The 22,642-nt window shown below is 46.7% G+C and carries 16 protein-coding genes; 10 read left to right on the plus strand and 6 right to left on the minus strand.

Annotation, left to right across the window (positions count from 1 at the left end; all coding sequences use genetic code 11):
* The first annotated feature begins 128 nt into the window (after window positions 1-128).
* The 6 genes from miaA (at window position 129) to BL107_RS12005 (ending at window position 6,384) form a co-directional block, all read left to right on the plus strand.
* A complete protein-coding gene (miaA, locus tag BL107_RS01305; RefSeq protein WP_009788452.1) occupies window positions 129-1,025 on the plus strand; it encodes a tRNA (adenosine(37)-N6)-dimethylallyltransferase MiaA in 897 nt (298 codons plus the stop codon).
* 56 nt (window positions 1,026-1,081) lie between these two features.
* Window positions 1,082-1,735 (plus strand): translation initiation factor IF-3, encoded by a 654-nt coding sequence (infC, locus tag BL107_RS01310; RefSeq protein WP_009788453.1) that lies wholly within the window; start codon window positions 1,082-1,084, stop codon window positions 1,733-1,735.
* A gap of 511 nt (window positions 1,736-2,246) precedes the next feature.
* The gene (locus BL107_RS01315; RefSeq protein ID WP_009788454.1) at window positions 2,247-3,248 is read left to right on the plus strand and encodes a GntR family transcriptional regulator; all 1,002 of its coding nucleotides are present in this window, start codon (window positions 2,247-2,249) and stop codon (window positions 3,246-3,248) included.
* Window positions 3,249-3,257: 9 nt separating this feature from the next.
* Window positions 3,258-4,004 (plus strand): serine O-acetyltransferase, encoded by a 747-nt coding sequence (gene cysE, locus BL107_RS01320; protein WP_009788455.1) that lies wholly within the window; start codon window positions 3,258-3,260, stop codon window positions 4,002-4,004.
* Entirely contained in the window at window positions 4,001-4,855 is an 855-nt protein-coding gene (locus BL107_RS01325; RefSeq protein ID WP_009788456.1) for a sulfotransferase family 2 domain-containing protein, read from the plus strand. The genes cysE and BL107_RS01325 overlap by 4 nt, the downstream gene beginning before the upstream one ends.
* 5 nt (window positions 4,856-4,860) lie before the next feature.
* Window positions 4,861-6,384 (plus strand): glycosyltransferase family 2 protein, encoded by a 1,524-nt coding sequence (locus BL107_RS12005; protein ID WP_009788457.1) that lies wholly within the window; start codon window positions 4,861-4,863, stop codon window positions 6,382-6,384.
* Here BL107_RS12005 and secA read toward each other — a convergent pair.
* Complete coding sequence (gene secA / locus BL107_RS01335; RefSeq protein ID WP_009788458.1) at window positions 6,369-9,182, minus strand: preprotein translocase subunit SecA; 2,814 nt, start codon at window positions 9,180-9,182, stop codon at window positions 6,369-6,371. The two genes, BL107_RS12005 and secA, sit on opposite strands and share 16 nt — an antisense overlap.
* Window positions 9,183-9,248: 66 nt before the next feature.
* On the opposite strand from secA, the gene BL107_RS01340 reads away from it, so the two are divergent.
* The gene (locus BL107_RS01340) at window positions 9,249-9,980 is read left to right on the plus strand and encodes a sulfotransferase domain-containing protein (protein WP_071984214.1); all 732 of its coding nucleotides are present in this window, start codon (window positions 9,249-9,251) and stop codon (window positions 9,978-9,980) included.
* Between the two features lie 59 nt (window positions 9,981-10,039).
* Here the strand turns inward: BL107_RS01340 and BL107_RS12490 are convergent, their stop codons facing one another.
* Window positions 10,040-11,050: a glycosyltransferase gene (locus tag BL107_RS12490; RefSeq protein WP_156779355.1), complete on the minus strand. Its 1,011-nt coding sequence runs from the start codon at window positions 11,048-11,050 to the stop codon at window positions 10,040-10,042.
* Between BL107_RS12490 and BL107_RS01350 the strand changes: the two genes are divergently transcribed.
* A complete protein-coding gene (locus BL107_RS01350) occupies window positions 11,039-12,520 on the plus strand; it encodes a sulfatase-like hydrolase/transferase (RefSeq protein WP_083772460.1) in 1,482 nt (493 codons plus the stop codon). The two genes, BL107_RS12490 and BL107_RS01350, sit on opposite strands and share 12 nt — an antisense overlap.
* A gap of 18 nt (window positions 12,521-12,538) precedes the next feature.
* On the opposite strand, the gene BL107_RS12495 is transcribed toward BL107_RS01350, so the two are convergent.
* From BL107_RS12495 to BL107_RS01360, 3 genes are all read right to left on the minus strand, one after another.
* Window positions 12,539-13,324 (minus strand): hypothetical protein, encoded by a 786-nt coding sequence (locus BL107_RS12495; RefSeq protein WP_156779356.1) that lies wholly within the window; start codon window positions 13,322-13,324, stop codon window positions 12,539-12,541.
* A gap of 11 nt (window positions 13,325-13,335) precedes the next feature.
* Window positions 13,336-14,406, minus strand: coding sequence for a tetratricopeptide repeat protein (locus BL107_RS01355; protein ID WP_156779357.1), 1,071 nt, complete (start codon window positions 14,404-14,406; stop codon window positions 13,336-13,338).
* A gap of 376 nt (window positions 14,407-14,782) precedes the next feature.
* Entirely contained in the window at window positions 14,783-16,168 is a 1,386-nt protein-coding gene (locus BL107_RS01360; protein WP_009788462.1) for a M48 family metallopeptidase, read from the minus strand.
* A gap of 35 nt (window positions 16,169-16,203) precedes the next feature.
* Here BL107_RS01360 and BL107_RS01365 point away from each other — a divergent pair, with 35 nt between their 5' ends.
* Entirely contained in the window at window positions 16,204-17,394 is a 1,191-nt protein-coding gene (locus BL107_RS01365; RefSeq protein WP_009788463.1) for a glycosyltransferase, read from the plus strand.
* Between the two features lie 126 nt (window positions 17,395-17,520).
* A complete protein-coding gene (locus tag BL107_RS01370) occupies window positions 17,521-18,876 on the plus strand; it encodes a hypothetical protein (RefSeq protein WP_009788464.1) in 1,356 nt (451 codons plus the stop codon).
* A 790-nt stretch (window positions 18,877-19,666) separates the two neighbouring features.
* Here the strand turns inward: BL107_RS01370 and BL107_RS01375 are convergent.
* Window positions 19,667-22,633, minus strand: a complete 2,967-nt coding sequence (locus tag BL107_RS01375; protein WP_037987871.1) for an ABC transporter transmembrane domain-containing protein — start codon at window positions 22,631-22,633, stop codon at window positions 19,667-19,669.
* Between the last annotated feature and the right edge of the window lie 9 nt (window positions 22,634-22,642).

Raw genomic sequence — 22,642 nt, forward strand, 5'->3', positions numbered from 1 at the left:
CTATGGGGCCGCAACGGGTCTGAACCACGATCTGACATTCTCAATTTTACACCGGGTGTCTACAGCGTCCTGCAGAGGCCTCTGAAGCGCTATCTCCAACTGGCCTCCACCCCCTTTGATCTGCGGCGATGTCCACACAACCACTCGTGATCACCTTGCTAGGGCCCACCGCCAGCGGCAAAACCGCCCTCGCCCTTGAGCTGGCCGAACGGCTCGAACTGCCGGTGATCAACGTGGATTCCCGCCAGCTGTATCGGGAGATGGACGTGGGCACCGCCAAACCCACCGCCGAACAACAGGCCCGGGTAACGCACCACCTACTCGACCTGCGCAATCCCAACCAGCCGATCACGCTGCAGGAATTTCAAGCGGAGGCCACGTCCTGCATTGAACGTGAACTATCTGAACGGGGCGTCGCCCTACTCGTGGGCGGCAGCGGTTTGTACCTGAAAGCTTTAACGAGCGGTCTCAAACCGCCGGCCGTAGGTCCACAACCCGAGCTGCGCAAGCAGTTCAGTGCTATGGGACAGGCCATCTGCCATCCGCTCTTGGCCGCCGCTGATCCAATCGCCGCAGCCAAAATTTCCCCTGCGGATGCGGTCCGCACCCAACGCGCTTTGGAGGTGCTGTACGCCTCAGGCCAACCGATGAGTGGCCAGGCCAGCGTGGAGCCTCCCCCCTGGCGAATTTTGGAGTTAGGGCTCGATCCCAGCAACCTGCGGCAACGGATCAACCAACGCACCGAACAGCTGTATCAGGACGGCCTGGTGGAGGAGACCCAACGCTTGGCCGACCGCTACGGAGCCGACTTACCGCTGCTGCAAACGATCGGCTACGCAGAAGCACTGCAAATCAACGATGGATCGATCACACGGGCATCGGCGATCGCCACAACCTGCCAGCGCACGCGGCAATTCGCCAAACGTCAACGCACCTGGTTTCGGCGACAACACACTCCCCAATGGCTCAGCGAACAGGATCTGTTAACGGAAGCGATGACGCTGATCGAACAACACCTAGGCTGATCCAAGCAGACGTTGTGTTTTTAGTGTTGTCTGCACCTGTTCCCTTTTCCCTCTGAATGGCTCCACGTCCCCGTTTTGACCGTCGCGCTCCAGTAAGGGAGCTTCCAAACATCAATGACCGAATCAGTTACCCCCAGTTGCGGGTTGTTGATTCAGACGGCAGCCAACTCGGAGTGATCAGTCGGGAAGACGCGCTGGAAGTGGCCAAAGAGCGCGAATTGGATCTGGTGCTGGTGAGTGAAAAAGCCGATCCGCCGGTGTGCCGGATCATGGACTACGGCAAATTCAAATTTGAGCAAGAAAAGAAAGCCAAAGAAGCCAAGAAGAAGTCGCACCAGACCGAAGTTAAAGAAGTGAAAATGCGATACAAGATCGATTCGCACGATTACGACGTGCGTATCGGCCAAGCACAACGCTTCCTCAAAGCCGGCGACAAGGTGAAGTGCACCGTGATTTTCCGTGGCCGGGAAATTCAGCACACCGCCCTAGCCGAGGTTTTGTTGCGGCGCATGGCGAAAGACTTGGAAGAAAAGGCGGAAATCCAGCAATCCCCCAAGCGAGAGGGACGCAACATGATCATGTTTCTGACGCCTCGTAAGACCCCCCTCCTGAAAAAAGACGACAAGGATTCGAGCGTGCACCAAGCGATCCGCACCATCCCTGCACCTCCACGGTCCACCGCCACCAAGGTGGCGGCCCCCCAGGCCTAATTAACCCTCGAGCAAAAGTTGCCAACCCTGGGATGAGTCCTCAGGGTTAATGCTGCTGCGCTCCTCACCCCTCAAGCCGTAGTCGGAGCCGTTGAGTTCGATTGATCTGATCGGCAGTTATTCATAGCCCCTCTGTGGCGTCGACCCTCAGACAGATCCTGGTCCAAATAGGACAAATCGAGCCCAGGCGCCGTTCTTGCAATAACTGCATCGACCGAGCCGGTATTCCAGAGGCCGCAAGCCGATTGACAACGCTGCGCACCCAGCCATTCACGCCAGATGCCTCAGGTAGCACGATAGCTACACGTGATTGAGTAAATATATCTCCTATATCGTCCAAGCTTGAAGCGGTGGGCGACCACCAACAGCGAAGTGGCACAGCTCCTGAGCTCAAATCGACCCAGTCGCCGCTTGGAGAGTTGGAGATTGTCACAGGCTCTCGGACACACAAGCAATTGTCACCAGCGGATTCGCTCCGTATGGTGGCCGCATTACAACCTGGCCCACCGGCGTGCGATTTCATATCCAGCAGGAAAGCGACATCCCCGCGTCGACCCAGCTGTACAACCAAATCTGCTTCGCCATTGCTGCACGGCACTACCCGCCTGGCCACCGATTACCGAGTACGCGACAGCTGGCGATGCAGACCGGATTACACCGCAACACGATCAGCAAGGTGTACCGCCAGCTTGAAACCGACGGTGTGGTGGAGGCCATGGCCGGATCGGGCATCTATGTACGCGACCAGCAGAAACCGCGGGAAATCAAAACTCCACCCCACATCCGCAACCGCGGCGTCACCGATCTCGATCGGGAAGTGCGCAAATGCGTGGATGGTCTGCTGAACGCAGGCTGCACGCTGCAGCAGACCCGTGAGCTGCTCACCCGGGAAATCGACTGGCGGCTGCGCTGTGGCGCCCGGGTGTTGGTGAGCACGCCCCGGGAAGACATTGGTGCTTCGATGCTGATCGCTGAGGAATTGGAGCCCTGCCTCGACGTGCCCGTGGAAGTGGTACCGATGGAGGAATTGGAAAACGTGCTGGAAACCTCCAGTAATGGAACGGTGGTGACCAGCCGTTACTTCCTCCAGCCCGTGGAGGAGCTGGCCAAAAAACACAGCGTGCGGGCTGTGGCGGTGGATCTCAACGATTTCCGCAATGAGCTGGCCATGCTGAAGGAGCTACGCCCCGGCAGTTGCGTGGGCCTGGTGAGCATCAGCCCCGGTATCTTGCGGGCCGCCGAAGTGATCCTGCACTCGATGCGCGGCAACGACCTTCTGCTGATGACGGCCACTCCAGATGTAGGGAGTCGTCTGTTGGCGCTGTTGCGCGCCTCCAGCCACGTGCTCTGCGATCGCCCCAGCTTGCCCCTTGTTGAACAGAGCCTGCGCCAAAACCGATCGCAACTGATGCGAATGCCGCAACTGCACTGCGCCGAGAGTTACCTCAGCACCGATACGATCGATTTACTCCGCAAGGAGATCGGCCTGCAAACCCCCGCGACCGCCAGCTGACCCCCGCCGATGCTTGATCAGATCCGAGCCGATCTCGCCATCATCCGCGAGCGCGATCCGGCTGCTCGCGGTTGGCTGGAGATGCTGTTTTGCTATCCAGGCCTCCACGCCATCAGTCTGCACCGGTTCAGCCATCGGCTTTGGCGCAGCCGCTTGCCGCTCAAGCTCCTGGCCCGCTGCATCAGCCAAGTGGGGCGTGCCCTAACCGGCATCGAAATTCATCCCGGTGCACGCATCGGCCACAGTGTGTTTATCGACCACGGCATGGGTGTAGTGATCGGGGAAACCGCGGAAATCGGGCACCGATGCCTGCTGTATCAGGGCGTCACCCTGGGTGGAACCGGCAAAGACCATGGCAAGCGCCATCCCACGTTGGGGGAAAACGTTGTGGTGGGAGCAGGGGCCAAGGTGCTAGGGGCGATCACGATCGGGCCCAACACCCGCATTGGCGCTGGCTCAGTGGTAGTGAGAGATGTGGAAGAAGACTCCACCGTGGTGGGCATCCCCGGCCGGGTGATCCACCAAAGCGGCGTCCGTATCAACCCCCTAGCCCATTCCGCCCTCCCCGATGCGGAAGCAAATGTAATCCGCAACTTGATGGAGCGAATCGACGAGCTGGAGACCACGGTGAACGCCCTAAGAAGCTGCCTCGATGACGTGGCAACAGATTGTGCTCTGCAAGACGACCATGGTGGCGAGGCACAAAGCCTCAAAGACAGGGAAATCCTTGAATTTCTCGGGGAGAGCAGCGGGTGATCATCGATCACACCCTGAAGATCGTGCTGCTGCATGTGCCCAAATGTGCGGGCACCAGCCTCCGCCAAGCCTTTTTGGAGGATGGGCAAGACCGAGACGTGGTGAGCTTTTTCGATTTCGAATACAACCCTGTACTGCATCGCCAGGTGGACAAAGCCCACCTTCCGTTAATGGATCTGCGCCATTTCCCGGAATGGCGGTTTCTCAAGCGGTATGCGGTGATCGCCTGCATTCGGCATCCCTATGAACGCTTGGCCTCGGCGTGTCGGGAGTTTCTCCGACAAAACAGTCGAGACACAGAAGTGCAGATGCGCACGCAACTCCCCAACCAAGAACAACGGTTGGCTTACCTGCGACGACTTCCCGCAGCGATGGACGCCCACGATTTGCGGTGGGTGCATGGCTTCCCAATCCACTGGTTTACCCACTACGGCAAGAGAGCCAAGGTGCAACATCTGATCCGATGCAGTGATCTAGCTGAAGATCTCACCGACTTGGGTGCACGGCTGAAGTGGCCAAAGGGCCTACGCACCAAGCTGGCGGCCGTAGGAGCTGGGGCGGGTCGCCGCCAAACGGCGGATCTTGATGATCTCAGCCACGACCCAAACCTCCGGGCCATGGCCAACCTGCTGCACAGCAACGACTTTCGCTGCTTTGGCTTTGCGCGCAGCGAGGCCTACTTTGAGGATCCAGATCTGGCCGACCACGTGCAGCAGTGTCTGCGGTTGGGGCCATCCCACGAGCTGCCACTCACCAACCTCACTCCCCAAATGCGCTGGTATTACGGCCGCAGCAGCAACCGCAATGAGCCGGTGTTGCAGCCGATCCGAAGCAGGAGGCAGCGGCGATGACATTAATGCTCACCCTGCTCTGCCGGGATGAGGCCGACATCCTCGAGAGCATGCTGCGGTTTCATCTCGATCAGGGAGTGGAGCTGATCATTGCCACCGACAACGGTTCAATGGATGGCAGCTTGACCCTGCTGCAACGCTATGAACGGATGGGGAAGCTGCGGCTGATCCAAGAGCCAGACCACAGCCACGATCAAGCGGTGTGGGTGACGCGAATGGCACGGATGGCGGCGGACCTGGGCGCCGACTGGGTGATCAACAGCGATGCCGATGAATTTTGGTGGCCAACCCAGGGCAATCTCGCCTCCACTCTGGCGGCGCTGCCGAGCTCAGTTCAGGCCGTGACTGTGGAGCGCACGAATTTTCTACCTCCAGCACGAGACGCCAAGGATCAACGCCCCTTCCACCAGCGCCAGGTGCTGCGGGAACGCATTTCGCGCAACAGCCTGGGGGAACCACTTCCCCCCAAGCTGATTCATCGCGCCGATCCGAACGTCACGGTGAGTGATGGCAACCACGGCGCCACGGTGAACGGCGAACGCCTGAGCACGATCAGTAACGGCGGCATTGAAATCCTGCATGTGCCGATTCGCAGCTACCCCCAACTCGAACGAAAGATTCGCCAAGGCTCCGAAGCCCTCGAACGCAACCGCCGCATTGGGCCTGGGGTTGGCCACAGCTGGCGCAGCCTGTATAACACCCACCTCAAAGCCGGCACCCTTCTCGCTTACTACGACGGCCTCCGCCCCGATGAGGCAACGCTCACCGCCCAACTGGCCAGCGGCGAGCTGATCGACGACCGGAGGCTTCAGCGCAGCCTGGGCGACCAAATCCCACGGGTGGCTGTGATCACGCCCTACTACAAAGAGCCCTTGGCCCAACTGCAGCAATGCCATCAGAGCGTGCTGGCCCAAAGCGAGCCCTGCCTGCACGTGCTGGTGTCCGACGGACACCCACGCCCACGCATCAACAAATGGAACGCTGAGCATGTGCGACTCCCCCGCAGCCATGGGGACATTGGCTCCACCCCCCGGCTGATTGGCTGCTATCACGCCATCGGGTTAGGGGTGAATGCCGTCGCCTTCCTCGATGCCGACAACTGGTACGGACCAAACCACATCGCTGATTTGCTGGCATCCATGGACAAGGAGAAAGCCGATTTTGTTTCGAGTGGCCGAACCCTCTGCCGCCTCGATGGCTCAGAGATGGGGCCGTGCCCCCTCACCGATCCAGAACGGTTCATTGACACCAACACGATGCTGTTTGGTCGACAAGCATTCCAGTTACTCCACCATTGGGTACTGATGCCGAGCTACGGCCACCTCATCGGTGACCGGATCATGCTGAACCACGTGCGGCGCTCGAATCTCAAACGCCATCACCTCAATCAAGGCTCAGTGTTTTACCGCTGCGCCAAAGAAGGGCTCTACCGCCAAATGGGTGAGGTGATTCCAGAAGGAGTTCAGCCCCGCCCTAATTACGAGGCATCGTTCCGTCAGTGGGAGGCCGATGGTCAGCCGCCGCTTTGAGGTGCAGCAGGCTGGAACATGAACATCGAATAGATCACATTGCGGCGCATGTTGGTCATCATCTCGAGGAACATGTCGTAACCCTCGTTCTTGTATTCGATCAAAGGATCTTTCTGTCCATAGCCCCGTAGACCCACGGATTCCCGAAGCGCATCCATCGCCTGGAGATGTTCGCGCCAAAGGGTGTCGATCTGCTGAAGGATGAAGAAGCGCTCGGCCTCTCTCATCAGGCCTGGGCGTTGCTGCTCAATCTGACCTTCTTTGAGGTCGTAAGCATTGCGCAATTGCTCCTGAAGGAAAGCCTTGAGCTCGTCCATCCCCAAACCATTCACTTGTGCAGGGGTGAGATCTTCAAGCAAGTAAATGAATTCCTTCACCTTTCCCACCAACTGATCCAAATCCCATTCCTCAGGGGGTAGATCGGGATTCACGTAAGCCTCCACGATTTCATTCATCGTTCGTTCGCCATAGCCAATCACCTGCTTCTTCAACGCACGGCCGTCCAGCACACGGCGACGTTCGGAATACACAGCACGGCGCTGATTGTTCATCACCTCGTCGTACTCGAACACTTGCTTCCGGATGTCGTAGTAGTACGTCTCAACTTTTTTCTGGGCACCTTCCAGGGAGCGAGTCAGCATGCCCGACTCAATCGGCATGTCTTCCTCCACCCGGAATGCATTCATCAAGCCAGCCACGCGCTCACCACCAAAAATGCGCAAAAGGTTGTCGCCTAGCGATAGGAAAAAGCGCGTGGAACCGGGATCACCCTGACGTCCAGCACGACCGCGAAGCTGGTTATCTACTCGGCGCGACTCGTGTCGCTCGGTACCAATGACGTGCAGCCCGCCGGCATCGCGCACACGGGCCTCCTCCTCCTTCACGACCGCGTCGTATTCACCCCGTACCAGAGCAATCGCTTCCCGCAGCGATTGGATCTCGGCATCTTCGGTTGGGGCCTTTTCGGCCGCCGTGGCAATCCTCTCCTCAAGATCAAGCACGCTGAGGGCGCGATCGCCCCATGCCTTCACCAAATCTCGCGCAAGTTGAGCAAGAACTTGATCTGTGGACTCCGAAAGCTCACAGGGATAAAGGCTGGCTCCGGCCCGGGGCGATGCCGTTGCAGACGTCTCAGAGAACCCAGTAGCAGAGGCTGAATCCTGGACAGGAAGGGATGGAAGCGGACCATCTTCTGGCTTGACTAGGCGACCGAGCAACACCTCTCGCAACTTGAGGCGGGCCATGTAATCGCTGTTCCCACCAAGAATGATGTCCGTACCACGGCCCGCCATGTTGGTGGCAATCGTGACGGCACCAGCGCGGCCTGCTTGAGCCACGATTTCTGATTCCCGTTCCACATTTTCGGGTTTGGCATTAAGCAAGTTGTGGGGAATATCTTGTTCTGCCAGCAGGCTGCTCAACAACTCACTCTTTTCCACCGATGTGGTACCCACCAGCACCGGACGCGCTTTTTTGTGGATCTCGGCAGTTTCGTTGGCAACAGCCCGCCACTTCGCCACTTCAGTTTTATATACCTGATCAGCCCAGTCTTGACGTGCGCGAATGCGATTGGTCGGAACAATCGTGGTCTGCAATTTGTAGGTCTTCTCGAACTCCACTTCCTCTGTTTTGGCGGTGCCGGTCATGCCCGCCAATCGCGGATAGAGAAGAAAGAAGTTCTGGTAGGTAATCGAAGCGAGAGTTTGCGTTTCCGGTTGAATCTGAAGCTTTTCCTTGGCCTCGATCGCTTGGTGCTGGCCATCACTCCAACGACGGCCTGGCATCACACGACCGGTGAATTCATCAACAATCACCGCTTCGTCATCCCGAACTATGTAGTTCACATCCTTCACAAACAACTCCTTCGCCTTCAGGGCGTTGGTGATGTAGTGGGCCCAGGGGTCCTGGGGGTCAAACAGATCCTGGACACCCAAAGTTTTCTCGGCTTTGGCAAAGCCTTCATCCGTAAGAGTGCAACTGCGCTGCTTCTCATCCACTTCGTAATCACCCTCAGGATCGATACCGTCTTTACCCATCTCGGCAGAGCGCTCAAGGGAGGCAGCCAATTGGGCAGCTTGTTGGTATTTCTCCTGCTCACGCTCGACCTGGCCAGAAATGATTAAGGGTGTACGCGCCTCATCAATGAGGATTGAATCCACCTCGTCAATCACGCAAAACTGAAATTCGCGTTGAACCACTTCACTAATATCCGCGGCCATATTGTCGCGGAGGTAATCGAAACCCAACTCCGAATTTGTGGCATAGGTGATATCGCAGGCATAGTTGCGGCGTCGCTCCTCCGGGCGCATGTCCTGCTGGATCAAACCAACTGATAAACCCAGAAAACGGTGGACCTGCCCCATCCACTCAGCATCACGACGGGCCAGATAGTCGTTCACAGTGACCACATGCACACCACGACCGGTGAGAGCATTGAGGTAGCTAGGCAACGTAGCGACAAGAGTTTTGCCTTCGCCGGTTTTCATCTCAGCAATCTGACCCTCATGCAGCACCATGCCGCCAATCAATTGCACGTCGAAGTGACGCATCCCGAGAACACGCTTTCCGGCTTCTCGAACAACAGCAAACGCCTCAGGGAGAATCTCATCAAGGATGAGCCTTTGATTCACAAGCGTGCCGGCATTGGCAAGACGTTCTTGAAATGCGGCCGTACGTCTACGTAAATCGTCGTCGCTCAGGGGAGCAATTTCCTCTTCGAGAAGAGTGATGTCGGAAACAAGCGGCTGGTAGCGCTTCAGCTTGCGGGCATTGGGGTCACCCAGCAGGAGCTTGAGCATGGTCTCGACGACTACCAGAAAGTCATGCCAGCCTACTGACGAAGGACTGCAAACCAGAAGACTGACATGCCTGCTCGACTGCCGGACTTCTTAGGGATAGGAACCCAAAAAGGGGGAACAACGAGTTTGCACGAATGGCTATGCGGACATTCCCAGATTTATTTGCCTGACTGCAAGGAAGTGCACTACTTCGATTTGAACCATGAAAGGAATGAAAGTTGGTATAAAAACCATTTCATAGACGCCAGAGAGGATCAAAAATGCGGTGAAATAACGCCATTTTATTTATTTCACCCAAACGTTCCATCAAGAATACACAAACTATTGCCGAAAGTTAAAATGATTGTATTGCTAAGAGATCCAGCAGAGAGAGCAATATCACAAATTTTGCATGCTAAAAGAAAGGGATTCGAAACACTTTCACCAGAGGAAGCCATAGCAAGAGAACAAGAAAGGCTCCAACAAGGAGGCATATGGAGCCTCCAAAAACATAGTTACATAGGAAGAAGCAGGTATTTAGAACAACTAGACAGATATGAGAAATTATTCAAAAAAGATCAAATGCTTATATTAAAAAGCGAAGACCTATTCGAAAAACCAGCCCAAGAATGGATAAAAATAACCGAATTCTTAGGGATTAGATCAGACTTAAGGCTCCCAAGCATGCCAAAGGCGAATGAAGGAGTAAGCATGAATGAGAAATTAAAACAAAGGCTTCGAAGAAAGATTCGCAAAGAGTTACAAGCTACAGCCGATGGCATAAAAGAACGATACGGCTTTGAGTGGACATGGAATTAAGTGAATTGAATAGAAAGAAAACATAAAAGCTATTATATATTTTCAAATTAATTCATAATCTATAAACTTGCCTCAACTTTATCTAACGCCAAAGAAACGCTGTCTTGCATGGCCGATAAGGAATATCTAGAACGAACTTCAGCAGACAATAAAGTCAGGTTTCGAAAGACTCTATCTGGATTCTGACAAAGAGATAGCTCAAAGTCTTCAACAGAATTGACGAAATCTGCCCAATCACCAAAAGCAACTTCAGATGCCATAGAAAACTCTGAACCTAAGTTAAAAAGTTCACGACCACCCAAACCAGAATAACCAACAACAGCGCAACCACAGGCAAGAGCTTCAGCTACAGGCAAGCCGAATCCTTCAGGATGGCCAAAGGAGAGAAAAAGAAAACTTTCAGACATAAGTTCAATAACTGAAGTATGAGCAAGACCGTCAATGGGCTTAATGGTCCAACCAGAAAGCAATGATCGTTCTCTCAAAATAGAAGCGACCACGGAGCCATCAAGGAGATTCTTACGAGGCATATAGACAATCTGGCGCTTCTTGTTAGAAATGGAAGGGAGACCACCGAGATCGAATCCATTAATAATCAACGAAACACGATTGCTTCCAGGAAGAACAAACTCAGAGAGAAACTTGTAATCGTGTTGAGACACACAAAAAACCTGAAGAATCGACTCATGACGATACAATGACAATGCAATATTTGGCTTTAGAAAAGAAGTATCGCCGGAAAGACCAAAAGTATATGATAAGTTTTGATTAAATATGACAGATGGAAAGCCTGCGGCGTATTTAAAAATTGTAGTCAAGAAAGTCTCTGGAAAGATAATGACATTATGAGTACGTGATAGAGAGGAATCGCGTAACTTAACCCACTCAGAAAACGAAATTGTATTAACATTACTGCTAAACCAACCAGGATGGAAATCAGCAGACTCTTGAATAATTGTTGCCTTACGTCCGCAGGCAACAATAGACTCAGCAAGTCGATGCATCTGCTTTACGCCGCCAATCGGACGAGTAATATCGGGATGGAGAGCTAACCAGTAATGAACCGACATAAATTAAAAGAAAAAATGTGGGAAAAACTAATAGGAAAATCTAAGGGGAAACAATATACAAATAAAGACAGAACAAACTTAATATTAATCACATTTGATCAATGGCGAGGTGACTGGGGAGATCCCATGAAACCGGTAACAGAACTGAAAGAATTGAAGGCCTTAGCAGAAGAAGGTCTAATAATAGAGAGATGCTATACAAGCAGCCCACAATGTGTGCCGGCAAGAATAAGTTGGTTGACGGGTATGAGACCAAGTGAATCTGGAGTTACATATAACAGGCCATTAGATTTGCCAGGTAGCGCACCATCAATGATACGTGAACTAAAAGATTTAGGGTGGCATACAGCGATAGTAGGAAAAACACATTGGAGCAACCATAACATTGAATGTGACTTAAGAGAAAACAAAAAGAGGCTTAGTGATTTAGGATTTATAGAATCAAGAGAAATTGCAGGACCGCGGGCCTTACAAAAAGTAAAATGTGACATAACAGACGATTGGGAAAAGACAGGAGTGTATAAAGCTCACATTAAAGACCTCGCTGAACGCTATAAGAATGGATGCAATGAAGCTGCATGGCAGGTTAGAGAAAGTGTTCTTCCTAACTCACTATATCCAGATATTTGGATTGCAAGTAAGGGTATAGAAATGCTTCAGAAAATGCCGACTAAAAAGCCATGGTTTCTGTGGATTAGTTTCGTAGGCCCGCATGAACCATTTGACACGCCAAAGCCATGGAAAGGAAGAAATAACAACGAACAACTCCCAAGAGTAATTAAGAATAATGGCTGGATTGACAGATTAGAAACGACATGTGAGACAAAAAAAATCAGGGATCTATGGAAAGAAAAATTAAAAAAAGAACATACTGACGCACTTAGACTTGACTATGCGGATCATCTACAATTATTAGATGATCAATTAGGTAAGATTATAGATATCGCGAAAGAAAGAACAGACTACAAAAATACAGCAGTAGCAATAACATCAGATCATGGCGAGATGCTAGGAGACCATGAGATGCTCTACAAATCAACATTCTTGGAGCCAAGCGTAAGAGTGCCATTTATATATAGTCCACCGCAAAAGACGAATCAAAGTCACAAAAATATAAGATTGCTTAAGCCAATAGGACTGACAGAACTAATAAAATTCACGATTGATGGCTTACATATAGGCGGAAAAAGCAAACATATAGTTAGGAATTGCAAATGGCAAAATTACGCAATTTCCGAGTATGGCAAAGAATTCATGATAGTTAAAGGCAAAATTAAAGTTGTCTACACAAGCGAAGGTAAAGCAATATGGGCAACTGACCTAGAAAAAGACCCGGAAGAGAAAAATAATATACTCGAAAACAAGAATATATCAGTAGCATGTAAAATATTTAGACAGAATAGGATTGCAATTAGGTATGCTCGTCGACGAAAGAAAAAGGGATGGTGTAAAATTGAATACAATAAATAGGATACTTCCAGATTCAGATTACTCAAACGTGCGATCAAATCTTGGCCTAATGGAGGAATGGGGATTGTTGGTAAGCCAAATAGAAGAAGTACGAAAGGTATCTACATCGCCATTCAAATAGTCAAGAAATCTAGATAATTCAGATGAAGGATAACGACCATGAATAATATAGGCGGGTGAGCCACGACCAATAATCCAAGGCTTGGTGGTTCGAACATTAAACTCGTCGGGTAGAATAAATAGACTTAGTGATCGATTGGAAATAGCTTTCCATAAGACAGAACGAAAGGACGCCTGATCCCAACTCTGATTAAAGCTAGTAAAAAGTAAGTCGTATGATGCAAGCCAATCAGTAACTAATTGACGAAAGGATGGAGAATTATTAAAAAATAACACTCCGGTGTTTATCTCTGGAAAAAAATCAGGAACAGAAGCATCATTCCAGCCCGGTGGATGACGAACAGGAGCGTAACAGGCTGCAATATCATAGAATTTCAAAATATTGAAGGTTAAATCAATTGAAGATGATATGAAGGCATCAGTATCGAGAAAAAGTATTTCATCATAGGGTAAATGCAACAGCGGCGAGATCTTATCTCGATAATTAAAAACTGGACAATCGTGTTGATATATATTTTCGAATACCAAGTCATGATTAATTGATAATGCATATTCGAATAAATCAGTGAACAAACAGAAAGGAATAGTCGGAGAGTTAACTTTAGAAAGCCTAGCGTTAAAGAAGGCCTCATCGATATAGGCTTTTCCGGTAGCAATATAAGTAATACATCTTGAATCCGACATGATTCAGATATCTAAGCTACGATATTAACAGAAGGCCAATCTGTAACGAAGGAGAATTGTGACGACATGGTTGACAAGTTATCAATTAATTTGATAAGTGATGGATTATCAGAGTCAAGATCACGTGCGCGACTAGCATAAGACTTGGCTAAGATGATGTCATGACGGATGCAAGCAAGATTTGCAAGATTAAATAAGTGCTTAAAAGAATAGCCTTTTAAATTTGCTGCACAACCATAACAGATTTCAGCATAATGAAAAAGCTTCAAACCTATATAAGCATCAGCAGCTACCTCGTATACATCACCAATCAAATCAGATTTACAATTACCATAAATAGCAGTACAAGTTTTTAGAGCTAAATTAAAATTTTTCGACAATACTGCTTGCTCTGCCATCTTCAACTGATCACGGTGAAGTTCATGTGAAGTCGATTGAGGAATATTCTTTAATAAAGTTGACTCATTCTTATCAAGAACTTTTGCGGTTAGCTTGGAGGTCGTTCTTTTCACTTCATCTGGAGTAAAAGCCATTAGTAGGGGGTCGGCAAGTGACCAAGCTGAATTACTCGCTGATTCGATAATAGATTGAGATAAATTTACTTTTTGAAGAGAATCTAATAATCTATTTTTATTGGTTATTGCATCAATAAAATTGGGATTAATATTTAATATCTCATCCAATAACAAAAGTGACTCGTCGAAACGTTTAAGATCAATTAATAGATTGGCGTAATTATTCTTTGTGGCCAAAGATTCAGGTGAAAGCTTTAAAGCTTTCAAAAGTAGAGGTTCTGATCGTTCAAAGTCGCCTAACCTGCGACAAGTAACGCCGAAGAGAGAATAATAAGACTCATCTTCGGAAAAGCATGATTCAATCTCAATTAGCAAGTTATATGCTTCCTGGTAATTACCAAGACTAAAATAAGAACTAGCTACAATTTTTGCTGCAATAGGTTCTAGAGTCGAAACAAGTGAGGATGATATCCAAGTTGAAATTACTGACTGATGGTCACCACCTCTGAAATGTGAAATGAGTGTAGAGACTAAATTTGACAAAGCAGCACTATTCGATAGATCCATTAAAGCACATGAGTATGAAGAGCATCAACTAGTTATTTGACCTTGCAGAAGCAAATAGCCATTGAGAAGTCTTCTGGAGAGCAGAATGCCAACCACCAGTGTCATCTTGACGAGCAATACCTACTGATGGATACCAGTAAGAATTGGTTTGATTCTGGTCACTTAACCAACGCCAGTCAAAATGCTTACTAAGAAGACACATGGTAGGTATATTTAAGGAGCCAGAACCATGAATTGTAGTATTGGCTACGCTTACGACTACATCACATGCAGCAACTTGAGACATCCAAGTGTCCATATCCTTTAGAGAGTCTATGCGAGCATCATGAATAATATCGATGCCGGAGTTTTTCCAATCATATATTGTTTTAGATGTTTAGCCATACTGCAAATCGACAAAACGAAAACCCGGATGTTTAAGTAGAAAGTTCTTGAAAAGATCTTGATTCATAGATTTTTCTTCTATGCGCTTTCCCCTTCCGCCACCACGCCAACTAACTCCGACTAAAAAATCCTTTTTGACGCCATGCTTCAAATACTCCGTACGAAACTGATTTGTAAGAGTTGAATTAGAGATTAAAAAAGGTACCTTGGGCGCAAAATGGTCTATAGAAGTGAAACGCTTACTACAAATGGAGCCAATAGCCGACTGAAAGTCAAAATTGGATGACGAAAGGGTCCCGTCTTTAATATCTGCAGGTGTGTAGAGAACGAATTTTCCAGCAGTAATCTCAGAAGAAAAAGAACGATGAAGGATCGGAGCTAGTCTAATGGATGTTAAAAGACCTATTAGAGCAAACTCCTCGAACAACAAAGGAATGAGCGATACAAACATTATTACGTCTCCAATTGCTTGTTCTTCAAGCAAAAGGAGATGCTTTCCAACACCACACTGACCGGTCCATAATGGTAATTGATCAGAAGTAAAGGGCTTAATTAACGCTCGTTGCCATTTTTGAGTGCCATCCGCAGGACAGCGTAAACCGTATTCAAATAACGACCATCCACGCTCAAAATTACCCGATTGGAGCAAAAGAGATGAGCAATTCCAACTATGTACATCAACTAAATGCTGTAATTTGTACCTATCATCAGCGAGAATACCAGGAGCGAAAGATGCACGCTTCATTGCTAAATCGTAATACTTAGCAGAGGAAACATGATCACATAACATCCTATAGTAATTAGCGATTGCAAAATACAAAGCTATTGCGTCAACATCACTGCATTTATCAATTGAATCAAGAACTAAGTACTCAAATTCTGATTTAAGAGATTTTAGGCGATTATTAAATGAAGGTTCACTCAATAAAATCAAAAGATTTTTAAGCAGAGAAGGAGTCGCTCCGACATGATAAAGAGCTCTTGAAAGCAAAGATGAAGCCCAATGGTATAATTTAAGGTCTATAAGCCTATCCAAAACATACGAGTAAAATAAAGGCAATTCGGAAGGATATTTTTTTGGATCTGACAAACAAACATGAAGTCCAAGTAAAAAGAGACCCAAAGATTTAGTTGGATTTACACTGCTACACAAATTCGCATAATTCCCAATGATACCAATATGTAGAGGATAGAAATCTAATCCTTTTTTATACACAACAGTTGCTTTATCAAATTCACCCTTCTCTCTAAGAAGTGCGCCATAGTTCTGATATAGTCTCCAATCCTTAATATCTTGATCGAAGGCCCTGCTATACTGAATTAATGCTTCATCAATATTGTCCTGCCTATGGGCTGCGAGAGCAAGAGAAAGACCCATGAGTTTTTAACTAGTTTAACATCATCGTCAATATAATGAAAATACTCATTCTTCATCCTAATTTTCCAGGCCAATTCAAGCATTTATGCAGCTTCTTTGAAAATAAAGGTCATGACGTGAGATTTATATGCCAAACACACTACGGAAGGCGAATCAAAGGCATCAAATTAATTGCAGTAAAGCACCCTATGGGACACGAGCACTACATAAAAATATCAAAAAGTGAAAACAAGCGTGTCTCGTTAAGAGCTGACTATTACAGATCAGCTTTTGTAAAATTAAATGAATCAGGCTGGAAACCTAATTTAGTCATTAGTCATACGGGATGGGGTTGTGGGGTTCACGTCAAGGAAATTTGGCCTGACACAAAATTAATAGGATACTTCGAATGGTGGTTTTCTCCGGATTCAGAATTAACTCAGGTAATGAGAAGTAATCCCTATCTAAAATCAATTGCAAAAGATTTTCAAGAACTATGGAAGCGAAACATTCATATGGCATTTGAAATGACTTTAGCAGATTATATTGTTGCACCTTCAATATGGCAGAAAAAACAATTACCCGATAGCCTGATAGACAAATGCAATGTCATTTATGATGGAGTAAATGAAAACGTTTTTCGATATGACCCTAAACAAATTAGTCCGATTCCAAAAATTACATATGGAACACGAGGAATGGAGCCAATGAGATGTTTTCCAGAATTTATCAAATCTTTGCCTGCACTAATAGAAAAGTGGCCGGACTTGACTGTAGAAATTGCTGGCTTGGATCAAATTTGCTATGGAGGCAAGAGTCCAAAGAATGGAAGTTGGATGCAGTGGGCCAAAAATTCTTTAAGCGAAACAGGAATCAGCGACAATATTAAATGGGTAGGGAGATTAGAATATGATGACTATGTTAAGTGGCTACAAAGCAGCTGGTGCCATGTGTACTTAACGCATCCATATGTTATGAGCTGGAGCTTGCATGAAGCATATTTATGCAATACGCCAATAGTAACTAATAAATCATTGGCAGTTGAGGAATTATTCGACGACAATGATAATATTGAATTTTGCGTAGATTTGGAAGGTGAAAACATTATTGAAGCGATTAACATGCAATTAAGAAATCCGAATCGGTGGAAACTGTCCTCCAACAAGAGAAAGGGAAATCTCTCACTACAAACTAATATGAAAAAATGGGAGAATGTTGCAGAAATATTAGTGGCACAGCAAGCTTGACTGGCTTTGGTCGGATTTAGAAGAAGACTAAGGGCAGTTTGCGAGCATTTCCACAATTATTGACGCATATGGATCAATTGAGTTAATATCTGGCTGGTCTAGTGTGGCCCTCTTCCAAATTACTCAATGGCTTTTTTAATTACTTCCGCTGGTAGCGTTACCAACGGCACAACTGGCGGGGATCTCTTCACCGCACAAAGCGGCGCCGTTGCAAATTCGACCATCAATGGTCTTGCTGGTGCCGATACGATCAGTCTCGAGCAAGGTGGTACTGCTACCAACCTAGATATCGATGCCGCCGGTGGTATTGATAAAATTGTCATTAGTGGTGCAACGATCTCCGCAGGTAGCATTCTCGGTGGTGCTGGTGGGGACACACTCACTCTCTCTACCGTCGTCGTTGCAGCATCAACCGATCTGAAGACCGGAGATGGAGATGACACTCTTACGATGAGTGCTACTTCGTTCAAATCTTCACAACTTTACTTCGGCGGCGGTTCAGATACCGCGCAAATCAGAGCAGTTGATTTCACCGACAGCCTAATCGGCTTTGGTGCAGGCGCCGATGAAGTAACAGCCTCGACGATTACTACTAATTCGGCAACCATCCTTGGCGGTGGTGGAGCTGACAAGATGACTATTTCCGGAACAGGTAATAGTCACCTCCTCATCAACATGGACTCCTCAGTCAATGGTGGTGGAGCTGACACTTTAACTTTCGAAGATGACCTTGGTGCAGACAGCACCATTAAAGGTAAGGGAGGTAAAGATGTTTTGACTGTCAGCGGAGTATCAGTATCTTCTCAAGTTCTTGGTAACGCTGGCGCTGACAACATCACAGTCGGTGGCACCATGGCCGGTACTGCCTTAGTTGGTGGTGGATCTGGTAACGACAGCATTACTTTGTCCAATACCTTGGCCGCTGGTTCCACTGTTCAAGGTGGTGGTGGAGCTGATTCCATCGACTTCGGTGGAGACGCTGACGCAGCAGCCTACGTTTATGGTGGCAATGGTGCTGACACCCTGAAACTCAATGATGCTTTCTCATCTAATGAGGGCAAGGTTGGTTATGCAGCTTTCACTGAATCCACAATCGGTGGTTATGACCAAATTGATAACGCTGCGACAGTCAGTGGTATCGATTTCAAATTCGATAACCAAACAACCTTCGTTACTGCTGAAGCTGTCAAAGACACCAGCAAGGATCTCGATGCGACTGTCACAGACGGCACTTTCGTCAACGCTGACTTTGGAACCGCAGGTCTTACTGCACGTGTAGGTGTTTTGGATGCAACTGTAACCACCCAAGGTTCCGTTGCAATCTTCGAAGGATCAACGGGTGATTACTTCATGTTCATTCAGGGCGGCACAACTGGTACCTCTGATGACTTTGTCGCTGACATTCACGACACAATCACAGGTGTTGCCGGTGGTTTAACCCTTGGTGACAACACCGTTGACATCATCTACGCTAACAACTAATTAATAATCCCATAGGATTATTTGTTAGTTTTCTATCCCTCTCCGTTTCCGGAGGGGGTTTTTTTATGGGTAAAATTTATATGCCCCTAATTTATTCATTTTGTTGCCATGGGTCATACCACTCAACCGATATGTAATATGACAAGCAATACTCGATGCCTCTTCAACGAAACATTCTATTGTGTCACCAATAATTACCCCTTAATCAATATAATATAGTCAACATTCCTCATGCCATTGATTTTCTGCACTAATTAGGTCAATGGATCTCCCATACTCGCTTGATACATGGAGGTTTGCGTCATTTTTATGAAGAGCAAACTCTAGGCGAGGGCTCGAATCCTCTTCCAATCGCAACCTGAAAGAACTGAGAAATTGCGACAACAATAACAAATCTAATTCAACTTAAAATTATACTAGCAACACATCCAATAGTCTTCTGGGACTTATATATATTGAATCAGGTAGTGAATAAAACAACTGCCTGCCATAAATGAAATCTATAATTTAAGCATAATGAATAGGTAGCAATTTAATAGCAAAGCAAAACTACTATCCCCTGAGACAGTAAGAAAGATTGATGAAAAGAAATTTCAAAGCTTTGGCTATAACATCAAATACAAAAGCGAAGAATAGAAAAATAAGAGCAAGATTTTTCCGTTAAATTCTTAAAAATAGACTTAACAACAGGTTAATCCAATCAATTATTCAAAATAAAAAAATTATCTGCGCAATCTTTTCTGCAGCAGTATGTCTTATTTGCTTAAGCAAATAAGACAGCAAGATTCATTCAATTTCCCTGCTGATCAAAAAGTGCAGCATATCTTTGATTTAAATTCATTAATTGCTGATGTGTGCCTTCCTCAACTAACTTTCCAGAATCCATTACAAGTATATGATCGCTATTACGGATCGAGCTCAGGCGATGAGTAATAAACAGTACAGTTCTGCCAGAAGCCCAATCCTGAAGGTTTAAGCAGAGTTGTCTTTCAGTGCTGTAGTCAAGAGCACTTGTAGCTTCATCCATAACCAAAAGTTGAGGATTAGCAAGTACAGTTCTAGCAATAGCGATGCGTTGCCTTTGACCACCACTCAAATTGCTGCCTCTTTCGGCTAATGGTGTTGCATAACCTTGACCTAAACTCATAATAAACTCATGAGCACAGGCAATTTTAGCTGCCTCAATAATTGAATCATTTGTGGCTTGTGGATCATTCAAAGCAATATTTTCAGCAACTGTACCTTCAAAAAGTAGTGAATCTTGTGGGACAATTCCAATTTGCCTTCTCAAACTTGAAAGATTAACTTTGGAAACATCATAATTATCAATAAAAATTCTACCTTGATCGGGTGAATAAAGTTTGGGGATAAGCTTAGTCAAAGTACTTTTTCCACTACCACTTTGGCCTACAATGCCAACAAAACTGCCGGCCAAAAGATTTAGGCTTACATCATCAACTTGGTAAGGACCTTTGTCCGCAAAGCGAAAGCTGACACTTTCAAATCGGATATTCCCAGAGATCGGAGGCATAGAGATTTGAGCAACATCCTCAGCTGCTGAAAGTTCAGGATTCTGATCTAATATGTCACTAAGCCTCTCCATAGATAACTGCACTTTCTGAAATCCTTGATACAACCCAGACAATTGCAGTAATGGCGAGGTGACTTTTCCACTAATAATTCTGAAAGCAATCAACATACCGAGAGTTAATTGACCTTCTAGTACTAATCCCATTCCTATCCACAAAACAAGTAACGAACTAAATTGATTTAAAAAGCCACCGATCTCTCCGGAAGTAGCACCTAGGGCTGTAGCTTTAAATCCTTCAGAAACAAAATGTCTATATCTATCTTGCCATTTCCAACGCGCAGTAAGCTCGAAATGCTGCGCTTTAACAGTCTGTATTCCTCCCAATACTTCAATAAGATGACTTTGGGTTCTTGCTTGAGCCACAGCACGTTTACGGATAAGATTTTTGTATATAGGAGCAATCAAAAATACCATCAAAACATAAATCGGAAGCGTACTTAACGCAACAGCCGTAAGGAATGGCGAGTAAACGAGCATTACAGCTAAATATAAAAGCGCAAAAATAATATTTAAAACAGAAACTAAAGCAGTTCCGGTAAGAAAACCGCGAATCGTATTTAATTCACCTAATCTTTGCGAAAGCTCACCTACTGGTCTTTTTTCAAAGTAAGAAAGTGGAAGAGCTAATAAGCGATCAATAACAGCAGTTCCTAAAGTCAAATCCATTCTGTCAGTTGTATCGACAAAGATATATGTTCGGAGAGCCGTAAGAAGGCCCTGAAAAAGAGCAAGTAGTATCATTACAGAACCTAAAACATTTAAACTGCTTAGATTTCCTTGTGTTAAAACTTTATCAATTATTTGCTGAATGAGCAAAGGAATCATGAGTCCAAATAGTTGCGCAAACAAAGAAGCTGCAAATACTAAAATTAAGGACTTCCTATATTTTGAAATTAAGGGTGTAAACCAACTCCATCCGAAGCGAGATCTAGGCGTAGTTCCAATCCTACGTGGAAGAGCAAATCGCAATGTATCCCCTAACTTGTCTTGAAGATCTTTTTCGGTTATAGAAATTAGACCCTTATGAGGATGACCTAGAATAATATTCTTACCACTATTAGAGAAAAGCACAACAGGTATCTCTTCAAGCAAAAATATTGCAGGAGCCTCAATGCTAAGAAAATACTTTTTGTCTACATTTGCAAGTTGACAATTAAGGCCAAGGACTTCTTGAAGGCTAGCCATTAATTCTAAAGTGAGGGGTTTGTTCCTTCGAAAATGACCTTCAACTAATTTAGAAATAGAGTCTCTACGGAATGGCACCTCTTGTTGAAGTGCTACCATCTCACTAATTGCTAAAATCTCCTCAAAAGATCCAACACCCTTCACAAAAGGATACTTATCATCAAGACCTTGATTATCTGCCTCAAGAATTCCTAACTGCTGCAATGATTTACTTGGATTCTCTATAAACAGAGAATCTTGATTATTTGAGGAATCAGAACTCAAAGGAGGGCTTAAATCAGGATGGTCTAGTAGACCAACCAATCGGTATGGAAATTTAAAACCCTCTCGTGTCGGTAAAGATTCTCCTGGCAATACCCTATATCCAGGCGGATAATTAGGGACACCGTCGCTGCTCATAATCCAGACAACATCTGAAGGGCAATCAGATGAAGGTTTAAACGCAACTCCTGGTTCAATTGATTGAGTCCAAGACTTCTGATTGGCAAGATCATCCAATCTTGATTGCCATCCTTCCAGTTGGTAAAAATTATGATCTGCGGAGGCTTTTATAACATCGTAAACTTCATGCAGATTTTTAATCTCTGAAAATTTCTTCTGAAAAGGAATACTTTGTTCGAATATTTTGACAAAAATGTCAGACGGTATTGATAAAAGAAGGGAATCTTCGGAAGCTATTATCCATTCACAAGGTGAAGCACGAAGCAGCGATATCCAACCAATTAATTGACCTGATCCTCGCAAGTCTATAGTCTTTGATCCATCAGAAGTTTGAGCTAAAAGACGAACTTTTCCCTGAATAACAATATGAATATCCTCAGGGAGCGTGTCAGGACGAAGAATGCGCTGCCCAAGTGAACATCGCAGAATTTGAGATTTCGAAAAAAGAGCCTTACAGTGTTCTTGACTTAGAGATGAGAATGGTGGCTGTTGACTCACAGCTTTTACAATGAGTTCGAGGCTGCCGAGAGAAGAATTCATATTATTTAA

Origin of the sequence: Synechococcus sp. BL107 (genome assembly GCF_000153805.1) — a bacterium.
In the GTDB taxonomy this organism is placed as follows: domain Bacteria; phylum Cyanobacteriota; class Cyanobacteriia; order PCC-6307; family Cyanobiaceae; genus Parasynechococcus.

Coding starts and splice junctions, on each gene's coding strand:
- miaA (WP_009788452.1), top strand. CDS start 129: ATGTCCACACAACCACTCGTGATCACCTTGCTAGGGCCCACCGCCAGC.
- infC (WP_009788453.1), top strand. CDS start 1,082: ATGGCTCCACGTCCCCGTTTTGACCGTCGCGCTCCAGTAAGGGAGCTT.
- cysE (WP_009788455.1), top strand. CDS start 3,258: ATGCTTGATCAGATCCGAGCCGATCTCGCCATCATCCGCGAGCGCGAT.
- BL107_RS12005 (WP_009788457.1), top strand. CDS start 4,861: ATGCTCACCCTGCTCTGCCGGGATGAGGCCGACATCCTCGAGAGCATG.
- secA (WP_009788458.1), bottom strand. CDS start 9,182: ATGCTCAAGCTCCTGCTGGGTGACCCCAATGCCCGCAAGCTGAAGCGC.
- BL107_RS01340 (WP_071984214.1), top strand. CDS start 9,249: ATGCCTGCTCGACTGCCGGACTTCTTAGGGATAGGAACCCAAAAAGGG.
- BL107_RS01350 (WP_083772460.1), top strand. CDS start 11,039: ATGAACCGACATAAATTAAAAGAAAAAATGTGGGAAAAACTAATAGGA.
- BL107_RS12490 (WP_156779355.1), bottom strand. CDS start 11,050: ATGTCGGTTCATTACTGGTTAGCTCTCCATCCCGATATTACTCGTCCG.
- BL107_RS12495 (WP_156779356.1), bottom strand. CDS start 13,324: ATGTCGGATTCAAGATGTATTACTTATATTGCTACCGGAAAAGCCTAT.
- BL107_RS01355 (WP_156779357.1), bottom strand. CDS start 14,406: ATGGATCTATCGAATAGTGCTGCTTTGTCAAATTTAGTCTCTACACTC.
- BL107_RS01360 (WP_009788462.1), bottom strand. CDS start 16,168: ATGGGTCTTTCTCTTGCTCTCGCAGCCCATAGGCAGGACAATATTGAT.
- BL107_RS01365 (WP_009788463.1), top strand. CDS start 16,204: ATGAAAATACTCATTCTTCATCCTAATTTTCCAGGCCAATTCAAGCAT.
- BL107_RS01370 (WP_009788464.1), top strand. CDS start 17,521: ATGGCTTTTTTAATTACTTCCGCTGGTAGCGTTACCAACGGCACAACT.
- BL107_RS01375 (WP_037987871.1), bottom strand. CDS start 22,633: ATGAATTCTTCTCTCGGCAGCCTCGAACTCATTGTAAAAGCTGTGAGT.